This window comes from Actinopolyspora mzabensis, from assembly GCF_900101095.1.
GTDB classification, from domain to species: Bacteria; Actinomycetota; Actinomycetes; order Mycobacteriales; family Pseudonocardiaceae; genus Actinopolyspora; species Actinopolyspora mzabensis.
Genome location: NZ_FNFM01000008.1, coordinates 87831 through 108928 on the forward strand (window position 1 = coordinate 87831; position 21098 = coordinate 108928).

Genomic DNA, 21098 nt, shown 5'->3' on the forward strand with positions numbered 1-21098 from the left:
AGGCGTCACACTTCCGATTGTGCCGCACGTGTTTTGCGGTGTATCCGGGCGTGCCACGCTTTCGGGGTGCGAATTCGGAGCAGGCGGACTCGAATCGGACCTCACCGACGGCTCCCCCTCCGCGAGAGGGGAATCCGTGCCGGAGGACGCCGGAGTCGAACCGGCAGGCTGCTGCTGGTATGCCTCGTTCCGCTGGTGATCCTGATGATTTCTCGATGCGGAACGCCGCAGCAACCAGAACAGCACGGCTACCAGGGCCGCGAGGAGAGCGAACAGGGCTTGTGGCACGTGGGCAGCGTGCCACACCTGCGTGCCGATGTGATCCACGTTCTGCCGCATGATCCGTCCTTGTTCACCCAGGGTCTGGAAATTGACTCGGGGACACTCTACGAAAGCACCGGTAAACGCGGTGAATCGGTTCTGCGCGCGAAAAGCTTGACAACCGGGCGCGAGTCGGCCCGGGTCCGACTGCCGGACCGGTTCTTCGGCGAGGGCATCACCCTCACGGAGGACCGCGTCTGGCAGCTGACCTGGAAGTCCGGGACGGCGATACTGCGCGATCGTACCGATCTCGGTGAGATCCGTCGCGTCGATTACCGGGGAGAGGGCTGGGGGCTGTGCTCCTTCGCGGACAGGCTGGTGATGAGCGACGGCACGGACGAGCTGACCTTCCGTGATCCGGATTCGTTCGCCGAGCGCGGCAGCGTGTCGGTGCGGCTGGGCGGCGAGCCGGTGACGGAGCTGAACGAACTGGAGTGCGTGGACGGCTCGGTGTGGGCCAACGTCTGGCGCACGGACAGGATAGTGCGTATCGACCCGAACACCGGCCGGGTGACCGCCGTGGTGGACGCGAGCGGCCTGCTCACCACCGAGCAGGCCGACAGGGCCGGCGTGCTCAACGGGATAGCGGCCACGGAGGAGTCGGGGCGGTTCCTGCTCACCGGCAAGAACTGGCCGAAGATGTTCCGGGTCCGCTTCGTGCCGGTGGAGTGACCTCGTGTGCCGAGCGCTCGCCCCGGGGCGGAGGGCCGCGGACGCGCCGTGCGCGACCGGACCCAGATGCCCGGCGGGACCGAAGTGCGCGGCGGGGACCGAAGCGCGCGGCGGGGACCGAAGCGCGCGGCGGGGACCGAAGCGCGCGGCGGGGACCGAAGCGCGCGGCGGGGACCGGGCCGGGCGGAGCGTGCCGGGGGGGTCGTAAGGTCAGCGGCGTGCGCCGAGGACTGACAGCACTGCTCTTGCTGACCCCCTTGTTACTGGCGGGCTGTGCCGCACCGGACGAACCGGGCGTGACGTTCTACTCGCACGGCGAGTCCGTACGGGTATCGCCGGTGCAGTACTGCGAACGGCTCGCCAGAGAGTGCAGCGAGCCGGAGCCGGAGGCCGCTGGTGAGCTGCCGATGCCCGCCGGCTATCCGCTGCAGATCTCGGTTCCCGACGAGGTCTCCTCCGCGCCGTGGCAGGTGGTGTTCACCTACCTGAGTGACTCCGGGGAGCGGTTGCGAGGCCGCAGCGGCGTTATGAGCGGCGAGGACAAGCAACACGCGTACACCCTCAGACTGCCCGAGGACGGGGCACGGCTGGACCGGGTGGAGGTGCAGCGGTACGGCACGGTGAGTGTCAACCAGACCGGTCAACTGCAGTTCGTCATCGGCGGAACCTGGGTGGTGGGTAACTCACGAGAACAGGAACCGATAACGAGCTGAGCGCGATGCCCGGGCCCGTCGCCTCACCGTGACCGTCTCGCATCGGATGCCGTGCGGGGGCAGGAGCTTTCAGGAGCCGCCCGGATCGAGCTCGCGGGCCACGGCACGCACGACCCCACCGACCCGCTTGGCCACCTTCTTGTCCGGGTAACGCCCCTTGTCGAGCTCGGGCAGCACACTGGCTTCGAGCAGCTTGATCATGTCGTCGACCATGCCGTGCAACTCGTCGGCGGGGCGTCGACGGGCTTCCACCACCGAGGGGGGCGGATCGAGCAGTTGCACCCGGAGCGCCTGGGGACCACGGCGGCCCTGGGCCAGGTCGAAGTCGACCCGTTGCCCCGTCTTGAGCGCCTCAACCCCGGACGGCAGCGCGGAGGCCCGCACGTACACGTCCTCCCCACCGTCCTGGGTCACGAAGCCGAAGCCCTTGTTCGCGTCGTACCACTTGACCCTGCCGGTCGGCACAGTCCTCACCGTTCCCTGTCAGATACGTGTTCCCGGCCATGCGGCACTGCTACCGCGCGGTTCCGGGAAACGTTGTTACCTACATTCGATTGTTGCCACTGAGCGTCGGCGCCGATCGGAAACTGCTCCGGCACGACGAACGCGCCCCGGATACGCCACCTCCTCACGGCCACTGCGAGCCTGTTGCGGCGATTGCGTTCCAGGACGCGTCGAATTCAAGCGTACCTGCCCCTGAGCGCACGACAACGCCACAGGCTGCGTGGCGCCCGATCGGCGACCTCACGCCGTGGAGTTCCCCGGCACCCCGCGTAGCCGAAACCGGTGGACAGCCCCACCACGAAACGCCCCTCGGCCGGCTCGGCCCCTCGGTTGCGGGCCCTCGGTTGCGGCCCCTCGGTTGCGGGCCCTCGGTTGCGGCCACTCGGTGAGCGGGGACCGGCCGAGGGCGCGCGAGGAGCTTCAATAGGCTGGTCGCATGACAGCACCCGCACGCGGCGTCGTGATACCGGTGGCAGTGGGGATGTTCTGTGCCGGACTGGCGGTCATCCTGGTGATCTTCGGACTGTGGGCCGCGGGCTACGGTGATCTGCCCTGGTGGCTCAACGCGTGCGCGATGCTGTGTCCGCTGGGCCTGGGGGTCGCGCTGGTCTCGCTGTTGGTGCGGGGCACCCGGAGATCCTTGACGCGAAACTGACGCGTATCGAAAATACTCGGTGTTGCCCTCGTCACAACTCGTGAAGGTGAAACCATGAGCAGCACCGCGGCGGACCGAAACCCGGCACAGCGCACCGACTTCCACTCGCTGCGCGCGGGTGGCGTCAACTGGGACGCGTTACCACTGCGGCTGTTCGACAAGGGCAACGCGAAGTTCTGGAACCCGGCCGAGATCGACTTCAGTCGCGACGCCGCCGACTTCCGAGAACTCACCGAGCAGGAACAGCAGGGGGTAGCGCTGCTCTGCGCCCAGTTCATCGCGGGCGAGGAGGCGGTCACCGAGGATCTGCAGCCGTTCATCTCGGCGATGGGCTCCGAGGGACGGTTCGCCGACGAGATCTACCTCACGCAGTTCGCCTTCGAGGAGAGCAAGCACACCCAGGGGTTCAGACTCTGGCTGGACGCCGTCGGCCTCACCGAGGACCTGCATCCGTACGTGGCGGAGAACCCGGGTTACCGTGCGATCTTCTACGAGGCCCTGCCGGAGTCGCTGAACACGCTGCACCGGGACCCGAGCCCGGCCAACCAGGTGCGCGCCTCGGTTACCTACAACCACGTCGTGGAGGGAACACTGGCGCTGACCGGCTACTACGCCTGGAACAAGATCTGCAAGGAACGCGACATCCTGCCCGGCATGCGGGAACTGATCCGCCGGATCGGCGACGACGAACGCCGTCACATGGCCTGGGGAACGTTCACCTGCCGCCGACACGTGGCAGCGGACGAGCGCAACTGGGAGCTCGTGCAGCAGCGGATGGACGAGCTGTTGCCCTACGCGGTCGAGCAGATCCAGTGGCGCCCCGACTGGGCGGGCGACCAGGAACCGTTCGGTCTCGACCTCGACGAACTCTCCGCCTACGCCTCCGACCGAGCGGGCAGGCGACTTGGTGCGATCTCGGCGGCACGGGGGGTCGACGTGGCGAGCATCGACGTGGACGCCGCCCCGGAACGGTTGGAGGAGCAGTTCGGCGCGGAGGACGCCGCGGTGCTGGAGCGGATCGCCCCGGGCGAGGCGAACGGTTCGTGACGCCGACCGGGGCCCGTTTCGTCGATTTCGCGCGAAATCGACGGTCCGACAGCCGGGGCCGGTCGTAGCCGTTTCGTTACCGACCCCCCGAAACGATCTCGCTCTCGGCGACGATGTCGCGGACAGCGTGCACCGGCACGCTGTCCGTAATCGACAGAGAGGTTGCACAGATGTATCAGCAGCCGGGACAGGCTGCCCCGAAGAACGGCATGGGGATCACCGCTCTGGTGCTGGCGATAATCGGAATCCTGCTGGCGTGGATCCCGGTCATCGGTTTCTTCGGCTTCATCCTGGGGGCACTGGCGATCATCTTCGGGATCATCGGCGTGGTGCGCGGCCACAAGGGCGCTGCCACCAACCTGGTGATGAGCTACATCGGACTGGCACTGGGGGTGGCCGCGTTCATCGTTTCGATCGTCGTCTTCGTCAGCTTCACCAACGCGGTCAACGATCAACTCGACGAGATGAACAGCGGCCCGGGACAGAGCACTCAGGAGCAGGCGGCGCCCTCGTCGAGCGCGAGCTCCGACGGGCAGGGGCAGTCCTCCGGCGACGGCCAGGACGCTGCCGGCTCGGGCAAGGTGATCTACGAGGTCACGGGCTCGGGAGGCGCGAGCTCGATCACCTACGGCAAGGGCACCCAGACGAGTCAGCAGACCAACGCCGAACTGCCCTGGAGCAAGGAGACCGGGGAAGCCGACAACGTGCAGTTCTACTCGCTGTCCGCGCAGAACGGACAGAGCGGCGGCGACATCACCTGCAAGATCACCGTCGACGGCGAGGTCCTGGCCGAGAACACCAGCAACGGTCAGTACGCGGTGGTCACCTGCAACGGCAACACCGGATTCTGAGCGAGGTCATCCGAGCGCGCCGGCCGTCTACGAGATGAGCCGATCTCGTGCCTCGGGTGTCCTTCGACCGGTCGAAGGACACCCGAGGCAACCGCGCCGGGCGCACCGAAACGACCCGTCGGTCCGTCGATTTCTCGCGAAATCGCCGATGGTCCGGCCACAAGCCTGGTGGTCCGGCCTTCCACCACACTCACGACGTCGGAATGGTCATCGGCGACCGCTTCGTCGGATTGGAAACCGTTCTCGACCGGGTCGAGGAGCCGGACGCAGTGGCCCTCTCCGTGGAGTACCGGCTGGTTCCCGAATATCCGGCCCCGGCAACGATCGAGGACTGCTACCCCGGGCTCGTCTGGACCGCTTCCGGGGAACCACGGTCGTCTCGGTCGACCGTCCGAAGTGTGCGGTGGTAGTCACTCGGCATGCGTGACTTCGCCGGATTTCGTAGCTCGTTCGTCTGACAGAGCGCGCGGGTCGTGGACCGCGGCTCGACGCCACGGCACTCTGGTTGCCGGCACGAGAGCGTTGCCGCCCACTCGTCTTCCCGTCGCGAGCGGAGTACCTGCTGGGCGGTTTCCGGTGAGGGAGAAAGCGTGGTCGACAGCGGCGATTGGAAGATCCAGGACAGCGTGCACCGCGATGCCAAGGTCTTCCGGGAAGTCCTCGAAGGCGAGGACCGCACAGCGTTCGAACGGGAATTCCGGGGCGCACTGTGGGAAGTCACCGAGGACGGCTTGCTCCGGCGCAGGGACGAGCACGGCGTTCACCGGGAAACCGATTCGGGGCTGCGGGTGGACGGCTGCTGGCGAAGTACCGAGTCATCTGGTCGGAAGTAGCTGATGACGCTTAGCCCTGGCGGGGTGACCCCGGCGCACCGGCACGTTGCCCGCACCGGTAACCACCGGGGCCACACCGGTCACCGCCGACTCAACCGAGCCCGAGCATCTCCTTCGCCCGCTCCCGCATCTCGACCTTGCGGACCTTGCCGGTCACCGTCATGGGGAACTCGTCGACCACCCGCACGTAGCGCGGAATCTTGTAGTGCGCCAGTTCTCCGGTGCAGAACTCCCGCAGCGCCTCGGGGGTGAGTTCCTCTGCGCCCTCCCGCAGCCGGACCCAGACCATCAGCTCCTCGCCGTAGCGCTCGTCCGGCACTCCGATCACCTGGGCGTCCAAGATGTCCGGATGCGTGTACAGGAACTCCTCCACCTCGCGGGGATAGATGTTCTCACCGCCCCGGATGATCATGTCCTTGATGCGGCCGGTGACGCTGACGTAGCCGTACTCGTCCATCACGGCCAGATCGCCGGTGTGCATCCAGCGTGCGGAGTCGATCACCTCGGCGGTCTTGTCCGGCTCGTTCCAGTAGCCGAGCATCACCGAGTATCCGCGCGTGCACAGCTCACCCGACTCGCCACACGGCACGGTCAGTCCGGTGTCCGGATCGACGATCTTGACCTCCAGGTGCGGCCCCACCCTGCCCACGGTGGAGACCCGCCGGTGCAGCGAGTCGTCGGCCCTGGTCTGCACCGACACCGGCGAGGTCTCCGTCATCCCGTAGCAGATGGCGACCTCGCTCATCCCCATCCGCTCGATGACCTGCTTCATCACCTCCGCCGGGCAGGGCGAGCCCGCCATGATGCCGGTACGCAGCGAGGAGAGATCGTACTCCGCGAAGTCGGGCAGATCCAGCTCGGCGATGAACATCGTCGGCACGCCGTACAACGAGGTGCAGCGCTCGGCCTGAACCGCACCGAGCGCCGAGGGCGCGTCGAATCCCTCGGAGGGAATGATCATGGCGGCACCGTGGCTGGTGCAGGCCAGATTGCCCATGACCATCCCGAAGCAGTGGTAGAACGGCGGAACGATCGCCACCCGGTCCCGCTCGGTGTAGCCGCACAGTTCGCCGACGAAGAAACCGTTGTTGAGGATGTTGTGGTGCGACAGCGTCGCGCCCTTGGGGAAACCGGTCGTTCCGGAGGTGTACTGGATGTTGATCGGGTCGTCGGCGGACAGCTCCTCCTCGGTGCGACGCAGCCGTGCGGGATCGAGCGGATACCGGAACAGCTCGTCCCATTCCGGGCTTCCGAGGAAGACCACCCGCTCCAGATCGGGGCAACTCGGGCGGACCCGTCCGACCATGTCCACGTAGTCGGAGGTCTTGAACCGTTCCGCCGAGATCAGCATGCGGACCCCGGACTGGCCGAGCACGTACTCCAGCTCGTGCGCCCGGTAGGAGGGGTTGATGTTGACCAGGATCGCGCCGATCCGCGCGGTGGCGTACTGCACCAGTGTCCACTCGGCACGGTTCGGCGCCCAGACGCCGACCCGGTCTCCCTTGACCAGCCCGCTCTCCAGCAGACCGATGGCGAGCGCGTCCACCTCGGTGACGAACTCGCGGTAGGTCCAACGACGTCCGGTGGCGAACTCGACCATCGCGTCCCGTTCCGGGAACCGTTCCGCGGTGTGCAGCAGGTTGGCACCGATGGTCTCGCCGATTAGCGGGGCATCGGAGGTCCCCGAGGAATAGCTGGGGCTGGTGGTCGGAACAGCGGGTTCCGCGCGGTCGGTGTGCGACACGGCTACCTCCGATACTCCGTTCAGGGCAGTGGAACCGCATGATTGCGCACTGTCGCGACGGCGTCGAGGGGTCACGGGGTTTCGGTGCCGAGCACGTCGAAAAACCTGGACGACGAGCTCCTACCGGCCACTAGAATGCTGATCATGCGGAGCTACCTCGTCGACTCCTTCACCGACACCCCCTTCGGCGGCAATCCGGCGGCGGTCGTGCTGCTCGACGAACCCGCCGATCCGGCCTGGATGCAGGCGGTGGCGGCCGAGTTCAACCAGAGCGAGACCGCGTTCGTGGTCACCGGGGGCGACGAGCACGCAGCGAAACCACTGCGCTGGTTCAGCCCCACCACCGAAGTGGACCTCTGCGGGCACGCCACGCTCGCCGCGGCGCACGTGCTCGGCGGTTCGCAGCGGTTCAACACCCGCAGCGGTGAGCTGACCTGCACAGCTACCACCGACGGCACGGTGGAGATGGACTTCCCCGTGCGGCCGAACGAACCGGTCGACGTCCCCGTCGTGGCCGCGCTCGGCGACATCGCCCCCGAACGGGTGATCGCCGTGGCCCGCAGCAACACCGACCTGCTGGTTCACCTCGACGACGCGGGACTGGTGCGCGAGCTGCGCCCAGACCTGTCCGAAGTACTTCGAATCACCGAGCGCGGCGTGATCGTCACCGCCGCGAGCGACCGACCGGAGGTGGACTTCGTCAGCAGGTTCTTCGCCCCCGCCGTGGGGGCGCCCGAGGATCCGGTCACCGGATCGGCCCACTGCTCGCTGGCCCCGTGGTGGGCGGAGCGGCTGGGACGCACGGAGCTGGTGGGTGAACAGGCATCGGCACGCGGTGGAACGGTGCGGGCCAGGCTGGAGGGGCGACGGGTGGTGCTGGGAGGCCGGGCGGTGACCGTGCTGGATGGAACCCTCGCGGCGTGACGGCGCGGCGGGACGACACGGCGGAAGGGTCGGCTGCGCTGCGAACCGACCGCGAAACCGGAACTCCCCCGGAAAACTGGGGGATTCTCCCCGAACCGGCCCACACCGGGAGCTGGCATCGTGGTGTCATGCGACTGCTTCTCAACATCGTCTGGCTGGTGCTCAGCGGCTTCTGGATGGCGCTCGGCTACGTCTTCGCCGGGATACTGCTGTGCGTGACGATCATCGGCATCCCGTTCGGCATCGCCTCGTTCCGGATGGCCAACTTCGCGCTGTGGCCCTTCGGGCGGCAACTGGTCGACGAACGCGACTCGGGGGCGTTCTCGGCGATCGGCAACGTGCTGTGGATCATCCTGGCAGGCTGGTGGCTGGCGCTGGGACACATCTCCACGGGAGTGGCGATGTGCCTCACGATCATCGGAATCCCGCTGGGCATCGCCAGTTTCAAGCTCGTCCCCGTCTCGCTGGTGCCGTTCGGCAAGCGGATCGTGGACACCGATGACGCCCACGCGCTGGTGCCGCGTCGGTGACGGTGCGGCCCGCTCGACTCCCGGTCGACCTGTCGGCGAGTCGGCGGTCACCTCGCGTTGTCGAAAAGCCTCGGAGAGGTCGAACGAGCCCGATCGGCGCGGCAGCGCCGACACCTACCCCCGGTGTTCGGCACCGCCGCGACCTCCATCGGAGCAATGTGGCCTTCCTCTGGGCGACATCGTGCGGCCTCCGGCGTGCCGAGCGGGTGCCCGCTCGGGCTCGTGCCGCGCACGCCCGCCCGGGCGGAAGGCGCCGGTCCGAGGCGCCCGGTCGAGGACGAACGGTCCCCGATCAGTCGAAGGAGCCGGATCAGTCGAAGGGGTTGGCCACGCGCCCGGCCAGATCCGCCACGGAGTCGATGACCTTGGTGGGGCGGTACGGGAAGTGCTCGGCGGTGTCGCGGTCCGAGATTCCGGACAGCACCAGGATCGTCTGCAACCCCGACTCCAGTCCGGAGCGGACATCGGTGTCCATCCGGTCACCGATCATCAGGGTGTTCTCCGAATGGGCCTTGAGCTCCCGCAGTGCCGAACGCATCATCAGCGGGTTCGGTTTGCCGATGTAGTAGGGCTCGCGCCCGGTCACTCGCTCGATGAGCGCGGCGACCGCTCCCGTGGCGGGCAGCGTGCCCTCGCGGCTGGGGCCCTTCTCGTCCGGATTGGTCGCGATGAACCGGGCACCGCCCTCGACGAGTCGGATGGCCTTGGTGATCGCCTCGAAGCTGTAGGTGCGGGTCTCACCGAGCACCACGTAGTCGGGCTCGCGGTCGGTGAGCACGTAGCCGATGTCGTGCAGCGCGGTGGTGAGTCCGGACTCGCCCACCACGTAGGCCGAGCCGCCGGGGCGCTGCTGGTCCAGGAACTGCGCGGTGGCCAGCGCGGAGGTCCAGATCGACGACTCCGGCACGTCCAACCCGCTGCGCTGCAGCCGCGCCCGCAGGTCTCGCCTGGTGTAGACGGAGTTGTTGGTGAACACCATGAAGGGGAGCCCGTGCTGGTGCAGGTCGGCGAGGAACTCGTTCGCACCGGGAACCATGTGTTCCTCGTGCACCAGCACGCCGTCCATGTCCATCAGGTAGGTCCAGGGGGATATCTCAGTCACCCCTCGATCATCCACCGGAAACCGGGTGTATGGCCACTTCGGTGGCCTTGACCGCGAAAAAAACTTCGTCTTCGATCCGCAGTCCCAGCTCGGCGACGGCGGCGGGGGTGATGTCGGCGGCCAGGGCGGCCTCCGGGCCGTACGAGTCGGTCTCGCCGCGAAGCCTGATCACGTCGCCGAGCGGTTCCATACCGACCACCCGCACCGGGATCGCGTTGCGCGGGCTCCCCTCGGGAACCGAGGGGTAGACCGCCACCGCTTTCGGGGAGAACACGGCGGCGGCGGGCTCACCGGGGGTGGTCGGTTCGACCACGCTGCCGTGCAGTGCCCTGCCCCGCGGTGTCCGTACGGTCTCGCCGGTGGCGGTGCCGGTGATCAGGTTGAGACCGGCGATCCGCGCGGTGAACGCGGTCCTGGGTCGGGACAGCACCCGTTGGGTGCTGCCCCGCTCGACCACGGCACCCCGGTCGAGCACCAGGACCTGGTCGGCGAGCACCACCGCGTCGAGCACGTCGTGGGTCACGAGCACGCAGGGCCGTCGCTGCTGCCCCAGCACCCGGTGCAGCAGTCCCCGCATGGCGGGGGCCGCCGCCACGTCCAGGGCGGACAGCGGCTCGTCGAGCAGCAACAGCTCGGGGTCGGCGGCCAGTGCCCGTGCCAGCGCGACCCGCTGCGCCTGTCCGCCGGAGAGCTCGGCCGGTTTGCGGTCGCCGAGATCGCCGGTCTCGGTTCGCCGCAGCCATTCCAGTGCGGCGCGCCGTGCCGGTTTGGTGCGGACGCCGGAGGCGCGCATCCCGAATGCCACGTTGTCCAGCGCCGTGAGGTGCGGGAACAGCATCGCCCGCTGAGCGAGCAGCCCGACGCCGCGGCGGTGGGTGGGGACGTCGATCCGACGTCGGGTGTCCAGCCAGGTGTGGTTCGCGAGCCGGATCCTGCCGTGTTCCGGGCGGACGGATCCGGTCAGCGCGGTCAGCAGCGTGGACTTGCCCGCCCCGTTGGGGCCGAGCACGGCCAGCACTTCGCCGGGCGGTACCCCACAGGACAGTTCGAGGGTGAACTCGCCGCGCCGCAGCCGAACCTCGGCCGCCAGCCCGCCGTGCTCGCCCGCTTCTCCCCCCTCGGGCGGGTCGACCTGGGACGGCGCGGGGGCCTCCCCGGCACGCCGGGAACCGTCGGTAGCACGGTCAGGGCCGTCGGTACGGTCAGACACGTCCTTCCACCGCCTTCGGTCGGGCGACGAGGATGACCAACAGCGCGATGGCCACCAGCAGCAGCGACATCGCCACGGCGGCATCCACGTCGGCCTGCGCTTCGGTGTAGATGGCCAGCGGCAGCGTGCGGGTGGTGCCGCGCAGGCTTCCCGCGAAGGTGATGGTGGCCCCGAACTCGCCGAGGGCACGTGCGAAGGTCAGCACCAGACCGGACCCCAGTGGGGGAAGCAGCATGGGCAGTGTGACGCGCCGGAAGGTCAGCCACGGCCCGGCCCCCAGGGTGGCCGAGATCCGCTCGTACTCGCTTCCCGCCGCGCGCAGCGCTCCTTCCAGGCTCACCACCAGGAACGGCATGGCGACGAAGGTCTGCGCCAGCACCACGGCGGTGGTGGTGTACGGCAGGGTCAGTCCGAACCAGTCGCGCAGCAGTTCGCCGAGGGGACCGGTGCGGCCCAGCAGGTAGAGCAGTGCCAGGCCACCGACCACCGGCGGCAGCACCAGCGGCAGCAGCACGCACCCGCGCACGAGCCGCAGCCCGGGAAAGCGGGAACGTGCCAGCACCACGGCCAGTGGCCCGCCGAGCAGCAGCGCCAGCACGGTCGCGATCAGTGCGGTACGCACCGACAGCTCCAGCGCGGTCAGCGCCGCCGGGCTGGTGAGCAGGGCGGGCAGCCGAGCGGGGTCGATTCGGGCGAACAGGCCGAGTACCGGCAGTACGATCAGCGCCAGCGCCAGCAGGGCGGGCGACCACAGCGGCAGGGGCACCCCCACCGGCCGCTCCCCGCCCCGCGCGCCGGGAAGACGGATACGTCGTGCCACCGAGTCGCTCACGGTGCACCGAAGCCGTACTCGCCGAGGATCCGCCGTCCCCGCTCACCGCGTACGAATTCGACGAACCGGCCCGCGAGTTCCGGGTGCTCCGCCGCGGCCAGGCGGGCGATCGGGTACTCGTTGGTCACTTCGTCGGAGGCCGGGAAGTCGATCGCCTTCACCTCGTCACCGGCGGAACTCGCGTCGGTGACGTAGACGAGTCCGGCGTCGGCCTCGCCCGCGACGACCTTGTGCAGCACGTCCTTGACGTCGCTCTCCTCGCTGACCGGGTCGAGCCGCACTCCGGAGACGGATTCGACCTCTTCGGTCGCCGAACCGCACGGCACCCGCGGGGCGCAGACGACGAGCGAGGTTTCGGCGTTGGTGAGGTCGGCGAACGACTCGACTCCCGCCGGGTTGCCCGGGGGAACCACTATGGTCAGTTGGTTGGTGGCGAAGGTGCGGGGATCACCCGCCAGCGCGCCGGTCCGCCGCACCTTGCTCATCATGTCGGTGTTCGCGGAGGCGAACACGTCGCCGCCGCTGCCCTGCCTGATCTGCTCCGCGAGCAGCGAGGAGCCCTGGAAGTTGAACCGGATGTCGACGTCGGGGTTGCGCTTCGAGAACTCGTCGCCGATCTCGCGGAAGGATTCGGTCAGCGACGCGGCGGCCAGCACCGTCAGGGTGTTCCGCTCGCCCGAGGCGGCGCCGCAGCCGCTGAGCAGGGACAGCAGGACCACCAGCACCGCCGTCGGCGCCGCGCCGCGAGGCGTGCGGTTCATCGCCCACCTCCGGGGGTCTCGATCACCACGGCGGTGGACTTGACCACGGCCACCGCCAGCACTCCAGGGCGGAGCCCGAGATCGGTCACCGCTTCGGTGCTCAACAGCGAAACCACCCGCTGCGAGCCGCACTGGAGCTCCACCTGCGACATGACGGTGTCCGAGGTGACCTCGGTGACCAGCCCGACGAAACGGTTGCGCGCGGAACGCTCGATCCCGGAGGGGTCGCGGGCGGCTCTGGCTCTGGCGCGGGCGAATTCGGCCAGCACCGAGCCCTCCACCACCAGGCGCCCGGAACCGTCCGACTCGGCGGGCAGTTGCTGCGCGTCGACCCAACGTCGAACGGTGTCGTCGCTGACCCCGAGCAGTTCCGCTGCTTCGGAAACACGATATTGCGGCACGAAACACACGTTAAACTCGTGAATGCGGTTTGATCCAGCGGTTTTGTTCCGCTTCCACGGATCTAAAACAATTTCGTGTTTTTCTCCGAACTCCGCGCGGCCGCGGCCTTACCGATTGAGCCCACCGGCACAAAACCGGTTCGTGCGATCGAATTCGCCCCGACTTGGCGGTTACGCTGAGCGGTGTGACTTCCGTGGACCTGGGCATCCCGGTCGCCCGCCGGACGATCGACACGTCGGCGCGTCCGGATACGCCGTACCTGGTCGACCGCTTCGGACGGATCGCGACCGACCTGCGGGTGTCCCTGATAGACAAGTGCAATCTGCGCTGCACCTACTGCATGCCCGCCGAGGGTTTGCCGTGGATGAAGCGGTCCGAGATGCTCGACACCGGGGAGATGATCCGGCTCATCGAGCTCGCGGTGCGCGAACTCGGAGTTACCAACGTCCGCTTCACGGGTGGTGAACCGTTGCTGCGGCAGGACCTGGTGGACATCATCACCGCCACCAGCGAGTTGCCGCAGGCTCCCAAGACCTCGCTTACCACCAACGGCATCAACCTCGGCAGGTTCGCCGAGCAGCTGGCCACCGCCGGGCTGGACCGGGTGAACATCTCGCTGGACACCCTGGATCGGGAGACGTTCCACCGGCTGACGCGCCGGGACCGGTTCGACGACGTGCTGGACGGACTGCGTGCGGCCAAGGACTCCGGACTGGAACCGGTGAAGGTCAACGCCGTACTGCTGCGGAACACCAACGATCACGAGGCGTGCGATCTGCTACGGTTCTGCCTGGAACGGGGCTATCAGCTGCGGTTCATCGAACAGATGCCGCTGGATCCACAACACGGCTGGGACCGCGAGGAGATGATCACCGCGGACGAGATCCTGCGGATGCTGGGTGAGGAGTTCACCCTCACCCCGTACAGCGCCGAACGAGGTTCGGCTCCGGCCGAACGCTGGCTCGTCGACGGTGGGCCCGCCACGGTCGGAGTGATCGGCTCGGTCACCAGACCGTTCTGCGCCACGTGCGACCGCACCAGGTTGACGGCCGACGGACAGCTGCGCTCCTGCCTGTTCTCGCAGACCGAGACCGACCTGCGTGACCCCATGCGGGAGGGCGCCGACAACGAGGAACTCGCCCGACTGTGGCGGGAGACCATGTGGGCCAAGGCCGCCGGTCACGGCATGGACGAGGAGGGCTTCGCGCAGCCTTCCCGCCCGATGAGCTCGATCGGCGGTTAGAACTTTCCCAAGCGCTGCTCGCCCGATGGGCCGGGCGGCACCGACCGGCGCGCGTCCGGACACCCGGGTCGACAGGGCATCCGACGAGCCGATACGGCATCCCGAAAGGACTTCCGGCCGATGATGGACGACCGGCAAGAAGCACAGCTCGTCCCCCCGGAGCCCGTGGAATCACCGCCGGCGGGCTCCGCCGCGGCGGCGACGGTCGCGGTGCGGGTGCGGTACTTCGCGGGAGCGCGCGCGGCGGCCGGAATCGCGGAGGAGACGCTGCGGGTGAGCCCGAGCGCCGCTGCGAGGCCGGTGTCCGCGGCTGACGTGATCCGAGCCGTGCTGGCGGCGCACGAGGAACCGTTGGCCCGGGTCGTCCGAGCGTGCGGTTTCCTGCTCGACGGGGTGGCCGTGCGGGACGAGGCCGTGCCGGTTCCGGACGGAGCCGAGTTCGACGTGTTGCCGCCGTTCGCGGGCGGCTGAGCGGGTCCGCATCGTGCCGACTCCCCCGCCCCTCGACTTCGCACCAGCGGCTGTCGAGCACAGCCTGCGAACCCCCTGGCTGCGAACCCCCTGACTGGTAATCCCCGAGTGGGCCCCCGGCTGGGACAACAGCGACGTGGAACCGACACGCCGGAGGCCATGTCTCGGCGTGTCCGACTAGCTCTTTTGTGTGATTTTACCGGGATCTCACCGCCGAGTTTCCGACGCCACGTCTTCCGCATTCCACAACCGGGTGAGGGATCACCCGATGAACCGTTTTCGACCGCGCTTCGCGACCACCGAACAGCTGTGAGTGTCGGAACCGTCCGGCGCGCAACTTCCTTCCACACGGCGACAAAAAATGACAGAGTGGACCTACCACACTGGATCTGTGGAATCGAAACCGGGTCTGCAAAGGTGACTCAGGCCTCACCGCGAGTGATCGATATCGACTCGGAAACGGCTTGATAACAACGCCGTGCGCTGCACAAATACCCCTGATCGAGTGACCCCGAAACCATGTTACTGTGACTAGCGTCACATTCCATTAAGTTTCCGTTCGCTCGCGCGATTACGTACTGTTCCCATCGGTCGGCCCCGAACCGGCCGGAACAACGAAAAACCGGGAAGTCCGCAGCGCCGAGCTCTGCCCGGCGGGCTTCCTACCCCCGAACGAAACGAAACCGGGCAGGGACGGGAAACCACTGGAGTCCCCCGAAGCTCCACGGAATCCGGGTTCTCTTCGGAGCCGCCGGAAATCCCGCAGGCGCGGCAGGAGAGAGGGACATGGCTCGTTACAAGGGCAAGCATCGTAAGTCGTCGAATTTCACTCGCAACGCTGCCCGGGTGGCCGTCGCGGGTGCTGTGGTGGCCACGCCGCTCGCGGTGGCCGCTCCGGCCAGTGCCGCGGACTGGGACGAACTCGCCCAGTGCGAATCCAGCGGGGACTGGCACATCAACACCGGAAACGGTTTCTACGGCGGCCTGCAGTTCACCCCTTCGACGTGGTCGGCCTTCGGCGGTGACCAGTACGCGCCGAACGCCCACCAGGCCAGCCGTGCCGAGCAGATCGCCATCGCCAAGAAGGTACTGGCCCAGCAGGGTCCCGGTGCCTGGCCGGGCTGCACCGCCAAGACCAACTGGGTCAGCGGCAGCACGGACAGCGCGGGCACCGTCTCCGAGGACTCCGCCGCCCAGGAACAGGCAGCCGCGCCGCAGGAATCCGCCCCGAAGCAGGAGCAACCCGCCGAGACCGAGTCGGACTCCGGGCAGCAGTCCCAGCAGTCCACGGTGCGTTCGAACGGCGCCGACTACACCGTCCGCTCCGGCGACACGCTGAGCGAGATCGGCAAGCAGTTCGGCGTGAACTACCAGGACATCTACGAGCGCAACAGCGACGTCCTGGAGAGCGCCGACCTGATCTTCCCGGGTCAGCAGCTCGACATCCGCTGATGACGCGGTAGCCGAAACACGGCCGGGCTCCACAGCGGAGCCCGGCGCCCGGACGCGAACCGGTTCTCGGGATCGAGGGAGCGAGCACCGGCCCGGCTTTAGCCGGGAGCGCGGAAGCCGGGCAACCGAAGCTCGGGGCCTCGTCGCCTTCCCCCAGCGGCGGGGCCCCGTTCTTGTCCGTCGCACGGCCCCTCACTGGCTCACACGGCTCTTCGGAGGCGGTTGGACATCCTTTCGGCCGCGGCACCAGAATGGATCATGGTTCCGGGGCGAGCGAAGGGAACGCAGTGCTCGAAGCCGTACTCCGGGCGGTGGTTACACCCGCTTCGATGGCAGTGTTCGTGGTGCTGGCGCTACTGGGGGGTGCGCTGCACGGCAGGCTCGCACGAGCCGCCGGAACGCGAAAGATCCCGACCCTGGCCGCGACGACAGCACTGGCCGCCGGGACGGCGGTGACTCTCACCCCGCAGAGCGGACCTGAGTTCGGCCTGTCCGCGCGCCGGATCTTCGCCTGCCCACTCGGTTGGCCGGACAGCTCGGGACTGCTGGATCTGCCCATGCCGACCCAGAGCTCGTTGAACTCGCTGGTGCTGCTGCCGTTCGGGGTGTGCGCCGGGTTGGCCGTACGGGATCGGTTGCAAACGGCCGCTGTCGTGGCTGTGATACTGCTGTTGCCCGCCCTGGTGGAGGCCAGTCAGGGGTTCACGCTGTTCGTTCGGCACTGCAAGCACGCAGGACTGGTTCGACAACGTCAGCGGCGGACTGTTGGGGCTGGCACTGGTGCTGCTCGTGCGAGCGATCATCGGAGCGTTCCCCGGCGCGCGACGCCGCGACGGTTCGAGTACCGAACAAGGACGGTGAGCCCATGCGGGCGGCTCGATTTCTCGCGAAACCGCGGGCCGATGGGTCGGTGCGGTCCCGGCTGGCGTCGATTTCTCGCGAAATCGCCGCGCCGCTTCGACGCAGGTCGAGCTCCGAGCACCCTCGCAGGGCGAACTCCGACCACCCTCGCCACCGGCGCCGCCGCGGGTTCTCCGGTGCGGCTCTCGCGAGGAAGGCCCGACGTTGTGTAGGTCGCTACCCGATGTCGGGCCTCCCGCAGCGAGGGCCGTGCCAGAGGTTCCGCCACCCGCACCGCCACGCAAACCGAGCCGACGCGGTCCCCTCAAGGGCAGTTGACCCACTCTTCCTGCCCATCGTCGAAGACCTGCCGCTTCCACACCGGAAGCCGCCGCTTCACCTCGTCCACCAGCTCCGCGCAGGCGTCGAAGCCCTGCTTGCGGTGTTCGGCCGAGACCGCGCAGCCCAGCGCCACGTCCCCGATCCCCAGCATCCCGGTGCGGTGCTGCACCGCCAGCGCGCGCACTCCGTCCGAGCGGGAGAGCACGTCGGCCGCCACCTCCGAGATCACGTCCGCGGCCGAGGGATGACCGGTGTACTCCAACTCCTGGACCCCGCGCCCACCGTCGTGGTCGCGGACGGCGCCCGCGAAGGTGACCACGGCACCGGCCGCGCGATGCTCCACCAGCTCGGCGAGCCGGGCCACGTCGATGCTCTCCTCGGTCATTCCCGCGAGCACGACTCCGTCCGCACCGACACTCGCGACCGGGTTCGCCGTCGCGGGCTCGGCCGTAGCGCTCCCGGGGTTCGCGACAGCGGACAGCTCCGAGTCGCGGTGATGATCACCACCGCGCAGCTGCTCCAACGCGTGCTCCAGCACGCCGTCCAGCACCTGAAGACCGTCCCGCACGCCCCCGCGCGAGCCGGGGAGGTTGACGACGAGCGTGCCGCTCGCCACACCGGCCAGTCCGCGCGAGAGGATCGCGGTGGGAACCTCGGGGAGTCCGGCCTCGCGCAGGGCGTCCGCCAGGCCCGGTACGGGGAAGTCCAGCACCCGGGCGGTCATCTCGGGAGTTCGGTCGGTGGGGCTGATTCCCGTTCCGCCAGTGGTCAGCACGACCTCCACCCCTTCGGAGACGGCCGACCGCAGCGCTTCCCCCACGGGCTCGCCGTCGCCGACGACCTCCGCGTCGGGCACCCGGAAACCGCGCTGTCGCAGCCAGTCCACGATGAGGGGGCCGGTTCGGTCCTCGTAGACTCCCCGCGCCGCGCGGTTGGAGGCGGCGATCACTCGGGCGCTTCGTTGGGTCATGATTCTCTCCCCTGCTGCCTGCCGCTCTGCCGGGTGCTCCTCCCCGGTGCTGATTCCGACGCGGTGCTCATTCCGGGTGGTCCGGCCGGGTCCACACCCCGGTTTTACCGCCCTCCTTGCGCTCGACGCGCACCTCGTCGAGCACGGCGGCCGGATCCACCGCCTTGATCATGTCGTGCAGCGCCAGTCCGGCGCCGGTGACGGCGGTGAGGGCTTCCATCTCGACCCCGGTGCGATCGGTGGTACGGACGGTGGCGGTTATCCGCACCTCCCGCTCGGCGGTTTCGAGTTCGACCCGTACTCCGGCGATCGCGATGGGGTGGCACAGCGGCACGAGGTCCGGGGTGCGCTTGGCGGCCATGATGCCCGCGATGCGAGCCGTGGCGAGCGCGTCTCCCTTCGGAAGGTCGTCCCGTCGGAGCTGTTCGATCACGGCCGCCGTCGTACGCACCACCCCGGAGGCCACCGCGCTGCGGGCGCTGCTGTCCTTGTCGGCGACGTCGACCATCCGCGCGGCACCGGACTCGTCCACGTGGCTGAACTCGTGCTGTGTCGCCATGCGGCGAGCCTAGACGATCGGCACCGGCGCGACACAGGTGCGCGGCCGCCGCCGGCTACGGCGACGGCCGCACTGTGGGCCGGTAGCGCTTCGTCAGATATCGGCTTCCTCGTCGAGTTCCGCGAAGCTCGGCGCCACCGCGCCCACCACGGTGCCGCCGGTGGCACCGCCCTGCACTGCCGGGGTGACCGGCTCGCCGGAGACGGCGACCCTGCGGACGGCGTCCGCCACGGCGGGCGCGACCGTGGTGTCGAACACGCTGGGCACGATGAACGAGGCGTTCACCCGGTCATTTACGTCCACCACGTCGGCGATGGCGTTGGAAGCGGCCAGCATCATGTCGTCGGTGATGTCGTGCGCGTGCGCGTCCAGCAGCCCCCGGAAGAACCCGGGGAAGGCCAGCACGTTGTTGATCTGGTTCGGATAGTCGCTGCGGCCGGTGGCGACCACGGTGGCGTGTCGCTGCGCGACCAGCGGATCCACCTCGGGGTCGGGATTGGCCAGCGCGAACACGATCGCGTCGTCGTTCATGGCGGCCACGTCGTCCTCGCTGAGCAGGTTCGGCGCGGACACCCCGATGAACACGTCGGCACCCCGAACCGCGTCGCTCAGCGAGCCGGTGCGCCCCGCGGCGTTCGTCTGCTCCGCGATGGAGCGCAGGTGTTCGTCGGCGTCCTGCCGCTCGCTGTGCACGATGCCGTCGATATCGACCGCGATGATGTCGGCGGGGTCCTTCTTGCGCAGCAACCGGATGATCGCGGATCCCGCGGCACCCACGCCGCAGACCACCACCCGAGAGTCCGAGAGATCCTTGTCCACCACCCGCAGCGCGTTGCGCAGCGCCCCGAGCACGACGATGGCGGTGCCGTGCTGGTCGTCGTGGAAGACGGGGATGTCGAGCTTCTCCCGGAGCCTGGCCTCGATCTCGAAACAACGCGGCGCCGCGATGTCCTCGAGGTTGATGCCCCCGTAGACGGGAGCGAGCAGCTCCGCGGCCCGGATTATCTCCTCGGTGTCCTGGGTGTCCAGACACACCGGCCAGGCGTTGACCCCGGCGAACTTCTTGAACAGCGCGGCCTTGCCCTCCATCACGGGCAGGGCGGCCTCGGGGCCGATGTTGCCGAGTCCGAGGACGGCCGAGCCGTCGGTTAATACCGCGACGGAGCTGCGTTTGACGGTCAGTCGGCGCGCGTCCTCGGGATTCTTCGCGATGGCGGTGCACACCCGTGCCACACCCGGGGTGTAGGCACGGGAGAGGTCGTCACGATTGGCCAGTGCGACCTTCGAGTTGACCTCGATCTTGCCGCCGAGGTGCACCAGGAAGGTCCGATCGGAGACCTTGCGAACGTGCATGCCCGGCAACGCCTCGAGAACCTCGGTGATGTCCTCGGCGTGATCGGCGGACAACGAGTTGCAGGTGATGTCCACCACGATGCGGTCGGAGTGCGACTCCACCACGTCGAACGCGGTGATGACCGCCCCGGTACGACCGACCGCGGTGGTGAGATCACCGGCGGCGTTCGCCGAGGGCGGTGCCTCGACGCGAACGGTGATCGAATAGCCCGGACCTGGAACCGGCATGTAGCACCTCTGTCAGTGATGAGCTCTCGCGAAACCCTGTGGCAGCTCCGAGACTAGAACTCACCATCGCGGCACCACGGCGACCCCGTCCCAACGGGCCTCGTTCACCACCGGTCGACGCCCCGGCATCCCCGGTCAGCCGGCTTCTCACGGCGGCCCGCCCGCCGGGACCTCTCCCGGCCCCCGGCCGCGTGTGGGCGATCCGACACCGCGGCATCGGGGCGCGCGGGGCGGAGAACACGGGGCCGGGACACCGGCGTACACCATGGGTGGGCGGGGCGAGGACCGTTCGCGTGCGCGAGTACCGCTACGAGCTCTTGTTGATCCTGGTCTCGGGGTGGTGGTACGGCACGGCTCCCTCCGGCAGCGGGAAGGTGACCTCCCCGAACGGGGACATGGCGCCCTGCCGATCGGCCAGGAACTCGGTCACCGGGTGTCCGACCTCGTCGTGCGGCCACTCCGGGTCGATGCGCTCACGTTTGGACTTGCTCGCGTCGGCCACGCCAACCTCCTTCGGGTTTCCCGCCGCGTACGCCCGG

General features: G+C 68.6%; 24 protein-coding genes. 13 read left to right on the plus strand and 11 right to left on the minus strand.

Annotation, left to right across the window (positions count from 1 at the left end; genetic code table 11):
* Positions 1-204: 204 nt before the first annotated feature.
* The gene (locus tag BLR41_RS14385; RefSeq protein WP_092629204.1) at positions 205-993 is read left to right on the plus strand and encodes a glutaminyl-peptide cyclotransferase; all 789 of its coding nucleotides are present in this window, start codon (positions 205-207) and stop codon (positions 991-993) included.
* 218 nt (positions 994-1211) lie between these two features.
* A complete protein-coding gene (locus BLR41_RS14390; protein WP_092628912.1) occupies positions 1212-1706 on the plus strand; it encodes a DUF2771 family protein in 495 nt (164 codons plus the stop codon).
* Positions 1707-1775: 69 nt separating this feature from the next.
* On the opposite strand, the gene BLR41_RS23860 is transcribed toward BLR41_RS14390, so the two are convergent.
* Positions 1776-2171, minus strand: a complete 396-nt coding sequence (locus tag BLR41_RS23860) for a cold shock domain-containing protein (protein WP_092628913.1) — start codon at positions 2169-2171, stop codon at positions 1776-1778.
* Positions 2172-2646: 475 nt separating this feature from the next.
* Between BLR41_RS23860 and BLR41_RS14400 the strand changes: the two genes are divergently transcribed.
* The 5 genes from BLR41_RS14400 to BLR41_RS14420 all read left to right on the plus strand — a co-directional run bounded on the left by BLR41_RS14400 (position 2647) and on the right by BLR41_RS14420 (position 5596).
* The gene (locus BLR41_RS14400; protein WP_092628914.1) at positions 2647-2865 is read left to right on the plus strand and encodes a hypothetical protein; all 219 of its coding nucleotides are present in this window, start codon (positions 2647-2649) and stop codon (positions 2863-2865) included.
* Positions 2866-2919: 54 nt separating this feature from the next.
* Positions 2920-3912, plus strand: a complete 993-nt coding sequence (locus tag BLR41_RS14405) for a R2-like ligand-binding oxidase (RefSeq protein WP_092628916.1) — start codon at positions 2920-2922, stop codon at positions 3910-3912.
* 170 nt (positions 3913-4082) lie between these two features.
* Complete coding sequence (locus tag BLR41_RS14410) at positions 4083-4763, plus strand: MmpS family transport accessory protein (protein WP_245694232.1); 681 nt, start codon at positions 4083-4085, stop codon at positions 4761-4763.
* A gap of 203 nt (positions 4764-4966) precedes the next feature.
* Positions 4967-5173: an alpha/beta hydrolase fold domain-containing protein gene (locus BLR41_RS23865; protein ID WP_092629206.1), complete on the plus strand. Its 207-nt coding sequence runs from the start codon at positions 4967-4969 to the stop codon at positions 5171-5173.
* Positions 5174-5353: 180 nt separating this feature from the next.
* The gene (locus BLR41_RS14420; RefSeq protein WP_092628919.1) at positions 5354-5596 is read left to right on the plus strand and encodes a hypothetical protein; all 243 of its coding nucleotides are present in this window, start codon (positions 5354-5356) and stop codon (positions 5594-5596) included.
* A gap of 91 nt (positions 5597-5687) precedes the next feature.
* Here BLR41_RS14420 and BLR41_RS14425 read toward each other — a convergent pair whose 3' ends face one another.
* Positions 5688-7340, minus strand: a complete 1653-nt coding sequence (locus tag BLR41_RS14425) for an AMP-binding protein (protein ID WP_092628921.1) — start codon at positions 7338-7340, stop codon at positions 5688-5690.
* Between the two features lie 144 nt (positions 7341-7484).
* Here BLR41_RS14425 and BLR41_RS14430 point away from each other — a divergent pair, with 144 nt between their 5' ends.
* Together BLR41_RS14430 and BLR41_RS14435 are read left to right on the plus strand one after the other, a co-directional pair.
* The gene (locus BLR41_RS14430) at positions 7485-8264 is read left to right on the plus strand and encodes a PhzF family phenazine biosynthesis protein (protein WP_092629208.1); all 780 of its coding nucleotides are present in this window, start codon (positions 7485-7487) and stop codon (positions 8262-8264) included.
* Between the two features lie 128 nt (positions 8265-8392).
* Complete coding sequence (locus BLR41_RS14435) at positions 8393-8794, plus strand: YccF domain-containing protein (RefSeq protein ID WP_092629210.1); 402 nt, start codon at positions 8393-8395, stop codon at positions 8792-8794.
* Between the two features lie 310 nt (positions 8795-9104).
* Here the strand turns inward: BLR41_RS14435 and BLR41_RS14440 are convergent, their stop codons facing one another.
* The 5 genes from BLR41_RS14440 to BLR41_RS14460 form a co-directional block, all read right to left on the minus strand.
* Complete coding sequence (locus BLR41_RS14440; protein ID WP_176798005.1) at positions 9105-9866, minus strand: HAD-IIA family hydrolase; 762 nt, start codon at positions 9864-9866, stop codon at positions 9105-9107.
* 37 nt (positions 9867-9903) lie between these two features.
* Positions 9904-10986 carry a sulfate/molybdate ABC transporter ATP-binding protein gene (locus BLR41_RS14445; RefSeq protein WP_342745382.1) on the minus strand — a complete coding sequence of 361 codons (1083 nt, stop codon included), beginning with the start codon at positions 10984-10986 and terminating at the stop codon, positions 9904-9906.
* Positions 10987-11098: 112 nt separating this feature from the next.
* Complete coding sequence (locus BLR41_RS14450) at positions 11099-11872, minus strand: ABC transporter permease (protein WP_092629212.1); 774 nt, start codon at positions 11870-11872, stop codon at positions 11099-11101.
* 62 nt (positions 11873-11934) lie between these two features.
* Complete coding sequence (gene modA / locus BLR41_RS14455; protein ID WP_092628925.1) at positions 11935-12699, minus strand: molybdate ABC transporter substrate-binding protein; 765 nt, start codon at positions 12697-12699, stop codon at positions 11935-11937.
* On the minus strand, positions 12696-13100 hold the full coding sequence (locus tag BLR41_RS14460; RefSeq protein WP_092629214.1) for a TOBE domain-containing protein: 405 nt from the start codon (positions 13098-13100) through the stop codon (positions 12696-12698). Before BLR41_RS14460 ends, modA begins: the two co-directional genes overlap by 4 nt.
* Positions 13101-13285: 185 nt before the next feature.
* On the opposite strand from BLR41_RS14460, the gene moaA reads away from it, so the two are divergent.
* The 4 genes from moaA (at position 13286) to BLR41_RS14480 (ending at position 17340) form a co-directional block, all read left to right on the plus strand.
* Positions 13286-14344 carry a GTP 3',8-cyclase MoaA gene (gene moaA, locus BLR41_RS14465; RefSeq protein ID WP_176797991.1) on the plus strand — a complete coding sequence of 353 codons (1059 nt, stop codon included), beginning with the start codon at positions 13286-13288 and terminating at the stop codon, positions 14342-14344.
* 123 nt (positions 14345-14467) lie between these two features.
* On the plus strand, positions 14468-14815 hold the full coding sequence (locus BLR41_RS14470; RefSeq protein WP_425426928.1) for a MoaD/ThiS family protein: 348 nt from the start codon (positions 14468-14470) through the stop codon (positions 14813-14815).
* Between the two features lie 786 nt (positions 14816-15601).
* Positions 15602-16267: a LysM peptidoglycan-binding domain-containing protein gene (locus tag BLR41_RS23700; protein ID WP_092628926.1), complete on the plus strand. Its 666-nt coding sequence runs from the start codon at positions 15602-15604 to the stop codon at positions 16265-16267.
* Positions 16268-16596: 329 nt separating this feature from the next.
* Positions 16597-17340: a hypothetical protein gene (locus tag BLR41_RS14480; protein WP_143013078.1), complete on the plus strand. Its 744-nt coding sequence runs from the start codon at positions 16597-16599 to the stop codon at positions 17338-17340.
* A gap of 92 nt (positions 17341-17432) precedes the next feature.
* Here BLR41_RS14480 and BLR41_RS14485 read toward each other — a convergent pair whose 3' ends face one another.
* From BLR41_RS14485 to BLR41_RS14500, 4 genes are all read right to left on the minus strand, one after another.
* Positions 17433-18419 carry a molybdenum cofactor biosynthesis protein MoaE gene (locus tag BLR41_RS14485; protein ID WP_092628929.1) on the minus strand — a complete coding sequence of 329 codons (987 nt, stop codon included), beginning with the start codon at positions 18417-18419 and terminating at the stop codon, positions 17433-17435.
* A gap of 67 nt (positions 18420-18486) precedes the next feature.
* Positions 18487-18978 (minus strand): cyclic pyranopterin monophosphate synthase MoaC, encoded by a 492-nt coding sequence (moaC, locus tag BLR41_RS14490; RefSeq protein ID WP_092628930.1) that lies wholly within the window; start codon positions 18976-18978, stop codon positions 18487-18489.
* Positions 18979-19071: 93 nt separating this feature from the next.
* The gene (locus BLR41_RS14495) at positions 19072-20559 is read right to left on the minus strand and encodes an NAD-dependent malic enzyme (protein ID WP_092628932.1); all 1488 of its coding nucleotides are present in this window, start codon (positions 20557-20559) and stop codon (positions 19072-19074) included.
* A gap of 307 nt (positions 20560-20866) precedes the next feature.
* Positions 20867-21061: a hypothetical protein gene (locus BLR41_RS14500; protein WP_092628934.1), complete on the minus strand. Its 195-nt coding sequence runs from the start codon at positions 21059-21061 to the stop codon at positions 20867-20869.
* Positions 21062-21098: the final 37 nt, after the last annotated feature.